General features: G+C 70.8%; 12 protein-coding genes. All 12 read left to right on the forward strand.

Features of this window, described 5'->3' with window-relative positions; genetic code table 11:
- Position 1 precedes the first annotated feature (1 nt).
- On the forward strand, positions 2–823 hold the full coding sequence (locus OJ997_RS12980; RefSeq protein WP_270025529.1) for a L,D-transpeptidase: 822 nt from the start codon (positions 2–4) through the stop codon (positions 821–823).
- 68 nt (positions 824–891) lie between these two features.
- The gene (locus OJ997_RS12985) at positions 892–2,085 is read left to right on the forward strand and encodes a bifunctional folylpolyglutamate synthase/dihydrofolate synthase (RefSeq protein WP_270025530.1); all 1,194 of its coding nucleotides are present in this window, start codon (positions 892–894) and stop codon (positions 2,083–2,085) included.
- Positions 2,082–2,207: a hypothetical protein gene (locus tag OJ997_RS12990; RefSeq protein ID WP_270025531.1), complete on the forward strand. Its 126-nt coding sequence runs from the start codon at positions 2,082–2,084 to the stop codon at positions 2,205–2,207. Before OJ997_RS12985 ends, OJ997_RS12990 begins: the two co-directional genes overlap by 4 nt.
- Before the next feature lie 40 nt (positions 2,208–2,247).
- On the forward strand, positions 2,248–2,838 hold the full coding sequence (locus tag OJ997_RS12995; RefSeq protein ID WP_270025532.1) for a zinc ribbon domain-containing protein: 591 nt from the start codon (positions 2,248–2,250) through the stop codon (positions 2,836–2,838).
- A gap of 14 nt (positions 2,839–2,852) precedes the next feature.
- Positions 2,853–3,263: a nucleoside-diphosphate kinase gene (gene ndk, locus OJ997_RS13000; RefSeq protein ID WP_270025533.1), complete on the forward strand. Its 411-nt coding sequence runs from the start codon at positions 2,853–2,855 to the stop codon at positions 3,261–3,263.
- 20 nt (positions 3,264–3,283) lie between these two features.
- Positions 3,284–3,832: a nucleoside triphosphate pyrophosphatase gene (locus tag OJ997_RS13005; protein ID WP_270025541.1), complete on the forward strand. Its 549-nt coding sequence runs from the start codon at positions 3,284–3,286 to the stop codon at positions 3,830–3,832.
- Between the two features lie 174 nt (positions 3,833–4,006).
- Positions 4,007–5,059, forward strand: coding sequence for a rod shape-determining protein (locus tag OJ997_RS13010; RefSeq protein WP_270025534.1), 1,053 nt, complete (start codon positions 4,007–4,009; stop codon positions 5,057–5,059).
- 75 nt (positions 5,060–5,134) lie between these two features.
- Positions 5,135–5,968 (forward strand): rod shape-determining protein MreC, encoded by an 834-nt coding sequence (gene mreC, locus OJ997_RS13015; RefSeq protein WP_270025535.1) that lies wholly within the window; start codon positions 5,135–5,137, stop codon positions 5,966–5,968.
- Positions 5,965–6,531, forward strand: coding sequence for a rod shape-determining protein MreD (mreD, locus tag OJ997_RS13020; protein ID WP_270025536.1), 567 nt, complete (start codon positions 5,965–5,967; stop codon positions 6,529–6,531). Before mreC ends, mreD begins: the two co-directional genes overlap by 4 nt.
- A gap of 4 nt (positions 6,532–6,535) precedes the next feature.
- Entirely contained in the window at positions 6,536–8,707 is a 2,172-nt protein-coding gene (gene mrdA, locus OJ997_RS13025; protein ID WP_270025537.1) for a penicillin-binding protein 2, read from the forward strand.
- The gene (gene rodA / locus OJ997_RS13030; RefSeq protein WP_270025538.1) at positions 8,704–9,894 is read left to right on the forward strand and encodes a rod shape-determining protein RodA; all 1,191 of its coding nucleotides are present in this window, start codon (positions 8,704–8,706) and stop codon (positions 9,892–9,894) included. The genes mrdA and rodA overlap by 4 nt, the downstream gene beginning before the upstream one ends.
- 9 nt (positions 9,895–9,903) lie before the next feature.
- Positions 9,904–12,938, forward strand: a 3,035-nt coding sequence (locus tag OJ997_RS13035; RefSeq protein ID WP_270025539.1) for an Rne/Rng family ribonuclease, incomplete at its 3' end; no start/stop codon positions are given.

The following is a 12,938-nucleotide window of genomic DNA, read 5'->3' on the forward strand; positions in this document are numbered from 1 at the left end:
GATGCGCGCGCTCGCCGCGACGTGGGCGGCGATCGCGGCGACGACCGCCGCGGCGCCGGCGAGTGCGCCCGCCGAACCTAAAGCCCCAGGTCCTTTATCTTCCGCGGCGGCCGCGCCCACCCGCAGCGCGGCATGGATCGCGCGGCTCGTCGCCCCCACATCAGCGCGCGTCGAACATAAAGCCCCAGGTCCTTTATCTTCCGCGCCCACCCGCGGCGCGGCGTGGATCGCGCGGCTCGTCGCCGACACGCCCGCGTGGAGCGGGCCGCGCGCCGAGGGCTCGCCGCGGATGCTCGCGCCGCTCTCGCCGGCGACCGGCGGGCCGGTCGGGCTGCTCGTGCTCGAGGTGCGCGACGACTGGTTGCGCGTGCTGCTGCCCGAGCGGCCCAACGGGCGCAGTGCGTGGGTCAACGCGCGGCGCGTGCGGCTCTCGCGGACGCGCTGGCGGGTCGAGGTCGATCGCTCGGCTCGCCTCGTGCGCGTCCTGCGCGGCGGGCGGACCGTGCGGCGGTTCCGCGCGGTCGTCGGCGCGCCCGGCACGCCGACGCCGGTCGGGCGCTTCGCCGTGGCCGAGTTCGCGCGTGAGCCGGACCCGGACGGGTTCCTCGGGCCGTACGCGCTGCACCTGACCGCGCACAGCGAGGTGCTCGACGACTACGGGGGCGGCCCGGGGCGGGTCGCGATCCACGGCCGGGGCGGCGCGAGCCTGGCCGATCCGCTCGGCTCCGCGCGCTCGCACGGGTGCGTCCGGGTCTCCAACGCGGCGGTGCGATTTCTCGCGCGGCGGCTCGTCCCGGGCGTCCCGGTGGCGGTCATTTCCTAGACTGCTCGGCGGATGGGTCTCCATAACCGCCACCGAAAGAAACCGCTTTACGTCAAGGAGCACGGCGGGTGAGCTGGGACGTTCGAAGGGCCGAGGAGCACATGCTGTCGCTCGAGCTGTTCGGGATGCGCTTCGGCCTGGAGCGCATGCGCCGGCTGCTGACGGTTCTGGGCTCGCCGCAGGAGCGTTTCCGCGCCGTCCACGTCGTCGGCACCAACGGCAAGTCGAGCACCGTCCGCTTCACGGCGGCGCTGCTGGAGGCGCACGGGGTCAAGACCGGCGCGTACCTCTCGCCGCACCTGACGACGTTCGCGGAGCGCATCCGCGTCGGCGACCGTGACCTCACGGCTTCCGAGTTCGCCGGCGCGATCGAGCGCGCGGCGACCGCCGCCGCGAAGGTCGACCGGACCTCGCCGGACGGTGAGCGCGTGACCCAGTTCGAGTTGCTGACCGCCGCCGCGTTCGACGAGCTCGCCCGTCACGGCGTCGAGGTCGCCGTGATCGAGGCGGGCCTCGGCGGCCGCTACGACGCCACCAACGTGCTCGGCGCGGAGGTCGTCGTGCTCACGAACGTCGGCCTCGAGCACACGCGCTGGCTCGGCCCGACGATCCCCGACATCGCGGGGGAGAAGCTCGCGGTCGTCCGCCCCGGCGCGACGCTGGTCCTCGGCGACGACGACCCCGACGTGCTCGCCCTCGCGCTGGCCACCGGTGCCGAGATCGTCCGCCCGGCGTCAGTCGGCGTTGACGCTCCCGGCTACCAGCGCTTGAACCTCGGCGCGGCCGTCGCCGCGGCCAAGGCCGTGCTCGGCACCCCGCTCGACGCCGCGCCGATCTCGCTCGCCGTCCCCGGCCGGCTCCAGGTCGTGGCGCACGACCCGCTGACGATCTACGACGGCGCGCACAACGCGCCGGGCATCGCGGCGCTGGCGGAATCCGTGCCGGAGGGCACCGTCGCGGTGATCGCGGTACTGGACGACAAGGACGCCGCGGCGATGCTCAAGGCCCTGCTGCCCCGCCTGTCGGCCGCCGTCTTCACCCGCGTCCCGAACCCGCGCGCGCTCTCGCCGGCCACGCTCGCGGACCTTGCCGCAAAGGTGGGTAGCACCGTCCCCAGTGAGATCGAACCGGACCCGCGCAAGGCCGTCAGCAGGGCGCGGGAGATCGCCGGCGAACATGGAACCGTGCTCGCCACGGGTTCGATCTACCTTGTTGCCGACCTGCTCAGCGCGCCGGGCACGCGTCGGGCGAGCGCGCTGTGAGCGAACGCGAAGAACGCGGACCGAGCGTCCTCGCGATGATCGCCCTCGTGGCGGTCGTGGTCGCCGTGGTCATCCTGATCTTCTTCGGCATCGGCTATGCGCTGGGGCGCGCCTTCCTGTGATGGTGTCGCCGCCTCTCCCACTACGATTCCAGGTCATCACATGAACACGCTTGCCGTATTTGGGATCGAGAACCTCGAGCAGGAATGGGCGCGGACCATTCTCAACGTCCTGCTGCTCGTCGCCGCGGTCCTCTATCTCGCCCTGATCTTCTGGACCTTCGCGGACGCCCGCCGGCGGATCGATGATCCGCTGCTCGTCGCCTGCGCGACGCTGGCGAGCTTCTTCCCGTTCATCGGGACGATCGTCTACCTCATCGTCCGCCCGCCGGAGTTCCTCGACGACGTGCGCCTGCGCGAGCTCGAGATGACCGCCGCCGAAGCGCGCCTGGCGAACCTGGACTACCACCTGTGCCCGCACTGCGACTACGAGGTCCAGGCCGACTACCTGCGGTGCCCGAGCTGCATGCGCAAGCTCAAGGAGCGTTGCTACTCGTGCTCGAAGCCGATCGATCCGGCGTGGCGCATCTGCCCGTTCTGCGAGGCCGAGACGAGCGCGCCGTCGCCGTCGGCCACCACGACGCGTCGCCGTCGCCGTCAGACGACGGACCAGTCGACCGTCGCCGCCGAGATCGCGCAGCCCGAGCCCGCCGAGGCCGGCACGGGTGAAACCTCGCGTCGTCGGCGTCGCTGACACACTGACGGGCTATGGCTATTGAAAAGACCCTGATCCTGGTCAAGCCGGACGCCTTCGCGCGCGGCCTGACCGGGGAGATCATCGCCCGTTTTGAACGCAAGGGCCTCAAGATCGTTGCTGCCAAGCACCTGACGGTCACCGAGGACCTCGCCAAGCAGCACTACGCCGAGCACGCCGAGCGCCCGTTCTTCGGCGAGCTCGTGAGCTTCATCACCTCCGGCCCGATCGTCGCGCTCGTCCTCGAGGGCGAGAGCGCGATCAAGGCGGCGCGCCAGGTGATCGGTGCCACGAACCCGCTCGAGGCCACCACCGGCTCGATCCGCGGCGACTTCGCCATCGAGATCGGTACGAACATGGTCCACGGGTCCGACTCGCCCGAGTCCGGCATCCGCGAGGCCGGCATCTTCTTCCCGGAGCTCTAGTTCTTCCCCGACCTCTAGTCCTGGGGTCGGGCTCGCCGCAGCGGCGCGCCATCCTCGAGCAGATCGGCATCTCCTTCACCGTCCACGTCTCGGACGTCGAGGAGGAGAGCACGGGCGATCCCGTCCAGGTCGCCGAAGAGAACGCGCGCCGCAAGGCGCTGGCGGTGGCGGCGCAGGTCGCCACCGACGCGACCGTGCTCGGCGCGGACACGGACGTCGGCCTCGAAGGCGACGTCCTCGGCAAGCCGGCCGACGCCGACCAGGCGCGCGCGTTCATGGCGCGCCTGGCGGGTCGCACCCATCAGGTGGTCGGCGGCATCGCCGTCGTCCGTGATGGCGAGCTGGTCCACACCTCGGTCGAGGTCACCCAGGTCCACTTCCGGCCGGCGAGCCCTTCACTGATCGACTGGTACGTCGGGACGGGGGAGTGGCGCGGCCGCGCGGGCGGCTACGCGATCCAGGGCGCCGGCGCCGCGCTGATCGCGGGCATCGAGGGCGACTATCTGAACGTCGTCGGCCTGCCCCTCGCACGCCTGCTGGACGCCGTGCCCGAGCTCCTTCCCGTCTAGCGGTACGCCGTTCGGGGGGTCTTGCTCGGCAGGGCAACGCGCCCTCCAGCGGGCGCAAGCGCTTCCGCGCGGCCGTGAAGGGTCCTTTGCAGCCCATTTCGGTCCATCGGCCGTTAGGTAGACTCCGGCATCGGCTCGGTCTCCCTTACTAGAGGAGGTCCGGTCCGCTCACGCATGGGCTTCTTCTCGTACCTCACCGGTTTCGGTGGCCGTGACATGGCGGTCGATCTCGGCACGGCCAACACGCTCGTCTACGTCCGCGGTCGCGGGATCGTGCTGAGCGAGCCGTCGGTGGTCGCGATCGACTCCCGCACCGGCGAGGTGCACGCGGTCGGCATCGAGGCCAAGCGCATGCTCGGTCGTACCCCCGGCACGATCTCGGCAATCCGTCCCCTGAAGGACGGCGTCATCGCCGACTTCGACGTGACGGAGGAGATGCTGCGCCACTTCATCCAGAAGGTGCACCAGAACCGCTGGGCGCATCCGCGCGTCGTCGTCTGCGTGCCCTCCGGGGTCACCGGCGTCGAGAAGCGCGCCGTGGAAGAGGCGTGCCTGAGCGCCGGTGCGCGCCAGGCGTACCTGATCGAGGAGCCGATGGCCGCGGCCATCGGCGCCGGCCTGCCGGTCGGTGAGCCGACGGGCAACATGGTCGTCGACATCGGCGGCGGCACCTCCGAGGTCGCCGTCATCAGCCTCGGCGGCATCGTCGTCAGCCAGTCGATCCGCGTCGGCGGCGACGAGCTCGACGACTCGATCATCAACTACGTCAAGAAGGAGTACAAGCTCCTGATCGGCCAGCAGACGGCCGAGGAGGTCAAGCTCGAGATCGGGTCCGCGTACCCGCTCGAGGAGGAGGTGCAGGCCGAGATCCGCGGCCGCGACCTCGTCTCCGGCCTCCCCAAGACCGTCGTGCTGACGTCCGAGGAAGTGCGTGCCGCGCTCGAGGAGCCGCTGGTCCAGATCATCGACTCCATCAAGGAGACGCTGGACCGCACCCCGCCCGAGCTGGCCTCGGACATCATGGATCGCGGCATCATGCTCGCGGGCGGCGGCAGCCTCCTGCAGGGCCTGGACGAGCGGCTCCGCGAGGAGACGCAGATGCCCGCGCACCGCGCCGAGTCGCCGCTCACGTGCGTCGCGGTGGGAAGCGGGAGGAGCCTCGAGGAGTTCGAGGCGATCCACAAGTCGAACCGCTCCAACAACCGCAACCGCCGCAACCGCCGCTAGGTTGCCCTTGACCCTTTCGCCACACCGAGTCTTCATACCTGTATGCACGACAAAGCGGTCAGACGCCGCCGTGCAGTGCTGGTCGTTCTCGTAGCGGCCTCGCTGATCCTCCTCACCGCCTACTACGGCGAGTCCTCGGACGGTCGACTGCACTCGATCCAACGCGGCGCCCTCGGCGTCCTCAGCCCGATCCAGGAAGGCGCCAGCCGCGTCTTCAAGCCCGTGCGCGATCTCTTCGGCTGGTTCGGGGACACGATCGACGCCAAGGACCAGCGCGACGAGGCGCTCGAGCAGCGCGACGAGGCCCGGGCCCAGATCGCGTCCATGCAGCAGCAGCTGGCCGAGGCCAAGCAGCGGGGTGAGCTCAACCAGGCCGACCAGGCCGGTTTGAGCAAGTACGGCCCCGTCGACGCGCGGATCTTCGTGCACTCGCCGAGCAACTGGTACCAGCGCGTGACGATCAACAAGGGCAAGAGCGACGGCGTCAGCCGCGGCGACCCGGTGATCAACGGCGCGGGCCTGGTCGGCAAGGTTGAGGAGACCACCGGCGGCAGCGCGATCGTCACCCTCATCACCGATCAGAGCTTCGCGACGAGCGTCGTCGTCGGCCAGCAGCGCTTCGCCGGCTCGATCACGCCCGCGATCGGCGCGCCCGGCGACCTGCTGTTCACGCCGGTGGACGCGACCGCGAACGTGCGCGAGGGCGACTTCGTCTACACGGCCGGCACGATCGACGAGGAGGTCGAGTCGCGCTACCCGCCGGCGGTCCAGGTCGGCACGGTCAGCCGGATCGACTTCGGCGAGGGCGACCTCGACAAGCGCATCCACGTCAAGCCCGCCGCCGACTTCCTGCGCCTGGACATGCTCCAGGTCCTGACGGAGCCCCACGCCGACCTGGAGGCCAAGTGACGCTCTCCGGACGCAGCGTGCTGCGGCTGTCGCTCCTGGGCCTGTTCGGCTGGCTGCTGCAGATCACGGCCATCTCGAACGTGACCATCTTCGGCGTGCCCGCCGACCTGATCCCGCTGCTCGTCGCGTTCGCGGGGTTCATCGCGGGCTCGACCACGGGCGCGGTGTTCGGCTTCAGCCTCGGCCTGCTGGTCGACCTGCCGTCCTTCCAGACGCTCGGCGTGAATTCACTGGTCTTTACGGCCGTGGGTTACGGTGCCGGACGCATCCGGGAGCTGCGTGATCCGGCGCACGGCCTCGCGCCGGTGGCCGTCGGGGCCGCGGCGACCGCGATCGCGGCCGTGGGCTTCGCGCTCCTGCAGTTCCTGCTGGGGGTGAAGGCGCCGGTCTCGCTCCTGCTCCTCCGCGACACGCTGATGATCGTCCTGCTCAACACCCTCATCGCGCTTCCGGTCTACGCGGTCATGCACCGCGCGCTGGCGAGCTTCCTGCCCGACGACCCGCGCCGCCGCCGGCGCCGGGCCTACACGACGGGCGGCCTGAGCCCGCTCAGCCGGGCCTAGCCGGATGCCGCACCGCGTCGAAGAACGCCTCCGCCCGATCACGCCGCAGCTGGCGTGGCGCGTTGCCGTGCTCGGTGGCGTCGCCTTCGTGCTGTTCGGGATCGTCTTCTTCCGCCTCTGGTACCTGCAGGTGCTCACGGGCGACACGGCCCGCGTCGCGGCGAGCCAGAACGGCCGCCGCACCGAGAAGATCGAGGCGCCGCGCGGCGACATCGTGGACCGCAACGCCGGCCCGCTCGTGCGCACGAAGAAGGCCGCGGTGGTCCAGCTCGTGCCGTCCTCGCTGCCCGAGCAGGTGCTCAAGCAGGCCTCCCAGTACCAGAAGGACCTGTCGGCGTCAGAGACCGAGCGCCTCGGCTACGAGCGCCGCTACGACGCGTTCGTGCGCCAGCTGCGCGACGACGGGCGCAAGACGACCAAGGCCGAGGACAAGGAGCGCAAGCAGCTCAAGAAGGCCGCGGCCGTCGCCCGCAAGGTCGCGCTGCCGACGATCCCGGCCGACGAGCCCGAGCTCGCCGAGCTCTACCGCCGCGTGGGCGAGGCGATCGACGTCACGCCCAAGACGATCCACGAGCGCGTCATCCGCAGCGTCGCCGACACGCCGTTCTCCAACGTCACGATCAAGACGGACGTCCCGCTCGCGAAGTTCAACTACATGCGCGAGCGCCCGGAGTACTTCAAGGGCGTCGAGGTCACCTACCGCTACCTGCGCGAGTACCCCGAGGGCAAGCTCGCCGCCCAGCTGTTCGGGACGGTCTCCGAGATCAGCACGGAGCAGATGAAGGAGCGCAAGTACAAGGACGTCAGCCAGGGCACGCGGATCGGCCAGAGCGGGCTCGAGTACTCCTACGACAAGTACCTGCGCGGCACCGACGGCACCACGCGGCTCGTCGTGGACGCGTTCGGCTCACGCGACGACGAGCGCAAGGTGTCCGTGACCGAGCCCAAGCAGGGGCAGCGCCTGCGGCTCACGATCGACTCCGAGCTGCAGAAGACCGGTGAGCGCGCGCTCACCGAGGCGATCCAGAACTCCGAGTACGACGCCCGCGCCGGCGCGTTCGTGGCGATGGACCCGCGCAACGGCGAGGTCCTGGCCATGGGCTCGGCGCCGTCCTTCAACGCCAGCGTCTTCGCCAAGCCGTTCTCGCAGAAGACCTACGAGTACCTGACGTCGAACTCCACGGACGCGCCGCTGCTCAACCGCGCGACGGAGTCCGGCTATCCGTCGGCGTCCACGTTCAAGCCCGTGACCGCGCTCGCCGCGCTCGAAGAGGGCCTGATCACGCCGTCGCGCAAGATCGACGACCCGGGCCACTGGGAGTACGGCGGCCGCGACTACCAGAACGCCAAGAAGGCCGTGTTCGGCTCGCTGAACGTCTCGGAGGCGCTGAAGGTCTCCTCGGACATCTTCTTCTTCAAGCTCGGCGCGCAGGCCAACGACCGCGGGCGGGTCATCCAGAACTGGGCGGAGAAGCTCGGTTACGGCAAGAAGACCGGCATCGACCTGCCGAACGAGAAGCCCGGTCTCATTCCGGACCGCAAGTGGCGCGAGGAAGGCCTGAAGGCGTACGAGAAGTGCACCGACAAGGCCGGCGTGCAGAAGCAGACCACGGCGGCGCTGTTCGCGTGCGGTGGCATCGAGCGCGGCTGGTCGGGCGGCGACAACGTCAACCTCGCGGTCGGCCAGGGCGACCTGCAGGCGACGCCGCTCCAGGTCGCCGTCGCCTACGCGGCGCTGGAGAACGGCGGCACGATCGTGCGCCCGCACCTCGGCAAGGCGATCGAGGACGGCAACGGCGTCACGCTCCAGGAGTTCCGGCCCAAGGCCAAGCGCAAGGTCAAGATGTCCTCGCGCGACCGTGAGGCGGTCCTCTCCGGCCTGCGCAGCGCCGCCCAGTCCGACGGCGGCACCTCCGCCGACGTGTGGGAGGGCTGGCCGATGGACGAGTACCCGATCTACGGCAAGACGGGCACCGCCGAGCGCCAGCCGAACCCGGACCAGGCGTGGTACGCGTGCTTCGTCAAGGACAAGGGCCGTCCGATCGTGGTCGTCGTGACCGTCGAGAAGGGCGGCTTCGGCGCGGCGACCGCGGCACCCGCGGCGCGCATGATCCTGTCCGAGTGGTTCGATGTGGGTGACCGCGACTTCCACGCGGGGTCCAGCACCACCCGATGAGCACCAAGATCCAGCCAGCTTCAGAGCCGCCACCCCCGCTCGTCCCGCGCGAGTGGCGGATGCGGCTGGACCCGCTGCTCCTGCTGGCGACGCTGGGCCTGGTCGCCTGCTCGCTCATCTCGATCAAGGGCGCGACGGTCGACGACGACGCCGACCCGCTGTTCTTCGTCAAGCGCCAGGCGGTCTACATCGCCGTCGGGCTGGTCCTGATGTACGCCGTGTCGCGGATCGACTACTCCCGATTGCGGGAGCTGCGGTACCCGATCTACGGCCTGCTCGTCGTCGGCAGCTTGATCATCCTGGCGATCGCGCCAGAGACCCGAGGTACCCGGTCCTGGATCGAGCTGCCGGGCTTCAACCTGCAGTACTCCGAGGTCGGCAAAGTGCTGCTGGTCGTGGCGCTCGCGGGGTTCGTCGTCGAGCGCATGCGCGAGATGGGACGCCAGACGACCGCCCGGGTGATGCTGCTCGGGCTGCTGCCGACGATGATCGTCCTCGCCCAGCAGGATCTCGGGTCCGCGACGGTCTACGTCGCGGGCACGCTCGCGATCCTGTTCGTCGCGGGCGCGCCGTGGCGCCACTTCGCGGGGCTCGTCGCCCTGTTCGTGGTGGCCGTCGCGTTCGTGCTGGTCGCCGCGCCGAAGCTGGGCGTGGAGGTCCTCAAGCCCTACCAGGTGGACCGCCTGACGTCGTTCATGCATCCGAGCGAGAGCTCCAACGACGCCGGCTACCAGCAGGAGCAGGCGCGGATCGCGATCGGCTCAGGTGAGAAGACCGGCCGTGGCGTGGAAGGCGCCACGCAGACGAAGCTCGACTTCTTGCCCGAGCACCACACCGACTTCATCTACGCCGTGATCGGCGAAACGTACGGTTTCGCCGGTTGCGCGCTCGTTCTCTCGCTGTACGCGCTGCTCATCTGGCGCGCGCTTCACATCCTGACGATCGCGAAGAACCTCTTCGGGGCGCTGATCGCCGGCGGCATAGCAATGATGCTGCTGTACCAGCTTTTCGTGAACATCGGGATGAATGTGGGGATCATGCCCATCACAGGCGTGACGGCTCCACTGCTGAGCTTTGGCGGCTCGTCGATGCTCTCCACTTTCCTGGCCCTCGGGCTCTTGCATTCGATCAACGCGCAGGCGCGCGAGACGTCGTCCAGCAAGGGAAGGGCCGTGTACTTCCAATGAGGTTGTCCCTTGAAAAAGCAAGTGCTGGTCACGGTGGATCGCGGCGAGACCCGCGTCGCCATGCTGGAGGCGTCGGGTGATCCCGGTGCGCCGACCAAGTCATCGCGCGGTCGAGGAGGCCGCCGGCGCAAGACGAACACGGTCCCTGACGGCTACCGCGTAGCCGAGATCTACTTCGAGCGGCGAGGTGGCCGCTCGATCGTCGGCAACATCTACAAGGGCCGCGTCGACAACGTGCTGGCCGGCCTCGAGGCCGCCTTCGTCGACATCGGGCTCGACAAGAACGGGTTCCTGCACGTCGACGAGATCGTCATCCCCGGCGTCGAGCAGGCCAAGCGCGGCCGCGGCAGTGGGCCCCGGATCACGGACCTGCTCAAGCCCGGGCAGGAGATCACGGTCCAGGTCGTCAAGGATCCCTTGAAGACCAAGGGCGCGCGTTTGAGCATGGAGCTCACGATCGCCGGCCGTTACATGGTCTTCGCCCCGACGGGCGAGGGCGTCGGCGTCTCGCGCCGGCTGGAGGACAAGGAGCGCGACCGCCTGCGCAAGGAGGCCAAGCAGCTCGATCTGGGTGGCGGTGGCGCGATCATCCGCACCGCGGCGCACGGCGCCACGCGGGCGGATTTCGAGCGCGAGCTGCAGTACCTGTTCAAGCTCAACGAGGTCCTCGAGAAGCGCGTGAAGGAGACCGCGGCCCCGGCCCTGGTGTTCCAGGAGGCCGACCTCTCGGTCCGCGTCGTCCGCGACATCTTCTCCGAGCACTTCGAGCGCGCGGTCGTCGACGACGAGCTCGCGCACCACCGGCTCGTCTCGTTCTTCACGCGTACCGCGCCCGAGCTGGTCGACCGCGTGGAGCTCTACGACGGCGACGACTCGCTGTTCGAGGAATACGGCGTCGACCCCGTGATCAACGGCATGCTCGAGCGGCGGGTGGACCTGCCGAGCGGCGGCTACCTGATCATCGACTACGCCGAGGCGCTGACCGTCATCGACGTCAACACGGGCTCGTTCACCGGCAAGGGCAAGAGCGCCCGGCTCGAGGACACGATCACCCAGACCAACCTCGAGGCCGCCGAGGAGGCCGTGCGCCAGCTCCGGCTGCGCGACATCGGCGGCATCATCGTCATCGACTTCATCGACATGGCGCGCTCGCGGAACCGCGACGCGGTGCTGAAGGTGCTGCGCAAGTCGCTGGACGAGGACCGCACGAAGACCTTCGTGGTCGAGATCTCGCCGCTGGGCCTGGTCGAGATGACGCGCCAGAACGTCACCGACGGCGTGCGCGAGATCATGACCAACACCTGCGCGGTGTGCCACGGCGAGGGCGTGGTCAAGTCCGCGGAGACGATCGCGATCGAGTTCTCCCGCCACATGCGGCACATGGTCAAGGACGCGGGCGCCGAAGGCCCCGAGGCGTACCTGCTGCGGGTGAACCCGAAGGTCACGGCGTTCTTCATCGCCGACGGCGCGCGCGAGCTGCACGAGCTCGAGGCCGAGACGGGCCGCTGGTTCCACTTCGAAGGCTCCGACGGCCTGCCGCTGGACTACTTCGCGGTGACCATGGAGGGCTCGCGGCGCGAGATCGAGGAGCACGCCGTCCCGTTCCGCGCGGGCGAGGAGGTGCACGTGCACCTCGTCGAGCCGCACATGTACAACGAGGACGACGCGGTCGCCAAGGTCGACGGCTACCTGATCGACGTCGTCAACGGCGTCCACTTCGTCGGCGAGAAGAAGATGGTCCGCATCGAGGAGGCCGGGCGCACGATCGCCCAGGCCGTGCTCGTCGGGCCGGACGCCGAAGTGGCGGAGGAAGCCGCCAAGGAGCGCGCCGCCGCGCGGGAGAAGGCCGTCGCCGCCGCCCGCCGCACCGCCGCTTCCAAGAAGGCGCCCAAGCGCCGCCCCCGCGACGAGGTCCAGGAGGCCGCCGTCGCGACGCTCGCGGACGAGTCCGAGGACCGCGCCGGCACCGCGCCCGCCGCGGAAGAGGACTCCGACGGCGCGCCGCGCAAGCGCCGCCGCCGCGGAGGCCGTGGCCGTGGCCGAGGCCGCGGAGGCGCGAACGCCGACGGCAACGAGTCGGTGGACGCCGTCGCCGAGGACGGCGCGACGGACGAGGACGCGCCGCGCTCCCGCCGCCGTGGCGGTGGGGACGCCGAAGTCGTCGCCGGCGAGGACGGCTCGGCCGCCCCGTCCGATGACGATGCGCCGCGCAGCCGCTCCCGCCGTCGCCGCGGGGCCGCGGTCGACGCCGACGAGACGAGCACGGACACGCCGGCCGTCGAGGCCGACGAGGACGCGCCGCGCGGTCGCTCGCGCCGTCGCCGGGGCGCCGCGGTCGACGCGGACGCCGAGGCCGCGGCCGTGCAGGCCGCCGACGAGGCCGTGGCCGCGGGCGAGGTCGTGGAGGACGAGGCGCCGCGCTCGCGTTCGCGTCGTCGTCGCGGGGGCGCTGACGCCGACGCCGGTCGCGAGGCTGCCGCTCAGGCCGCCGACGAGGCGGTCGCCGCGGGTGAGGTCGTCGAGGACGAGGCGCCGCGCTCGCGTTCGCGCCGTCGTCGCGGGGGCGCTGAGGCCGATGCCGGTCGCGAGGCTGCCGTGCAGGCCGCTGACGAGGCGGTCGCCGCGGGTGAGGTCGTCGAGGACGAGGCGCCGCGCGCCCGTTCGCGCCGTCGCCGTGGGGGCGCGGTCGACGAGCCGGTCGCTCCCAGCGAGGCCGCCGAGGCCGAAGTGGTCGAGGAGGTGCCGCTGACGCGGTCCGCGCGTCGTCGCGCCGCCGCTCAGGCTGCGGGCGATGCCGCCGACGAAGTCGCCGCCGAGGCGGCGCCCGAGCCGGTCGCCGCGGCGGAGGACGTGCCGCTCACGCGGTCCGCGCGTCGTCGCGCCGCCGCTCAGCCCGCCGACGAGGCCGTGGCCGCTGAGGCGGCGTCCGAGCCCGTCGCCGCGACGGAGGAGGTGCCGCTCACGCGGTCCGCGCGTCGCCGCGCTGCCGCTCAGGCCGCCGAGGAGGCCGTGGCCGCCGGTGCGGTCGCCGAGGAGGCGGCGCC

Source organism: Solirubrobacter phytolaccae (assembly GCF_027587195.1).
Classification (GTDB): domain Bacteria; phylum Actinomycetota; class Thermoleophilia; order Solirubrobacterales; family Solirubrobacteraceae; genus Solirubrobacter; species Solirubrobacter phytolaccae.

Coding starts and splice junctions, on each gene's coding strand:
- OJ997_RS12980 (WP_270025529.1), top strand. CDS start 2: ATGCGCGCGCTCGCCGCGACGTGGGCGGCGATCGCGGCGACGACCGCC.
- rodA (WP_270025538.1), top strand. CDS start 8,704: ATGAGCACCAAGATCCAGCCAGCTTCAGAGCCGCCACCCCCGCTCGTC.
- ndk (WP_270025533.1), top strand. CDS start 2,853: ATGGCTATTGAAAAGACCCTGATCCTGGTCAAGCCGGACGCCTTCGCG.
- OJ997_RS13010 (WP_270025534.1), top strand. CDS start 4,007: ATGGGCTTCTTCTCGTACCTCACCGGTTTCGGTGGCCGTGACATGGCG.
- OJ997_RS12995 (WP_270025532.1), top strand. CDS start 2,248: ATGAACACGCTTGCCGTATTTGGGATCGAGAACCTCGAGCAGGAATGG.
- mrdA (WP_270025537.1), top strand. CDS start 6,536: ATGCCGCACCGCGTCGAAGAACGCCTCCGCCCGATCACGCCGCAGCTG.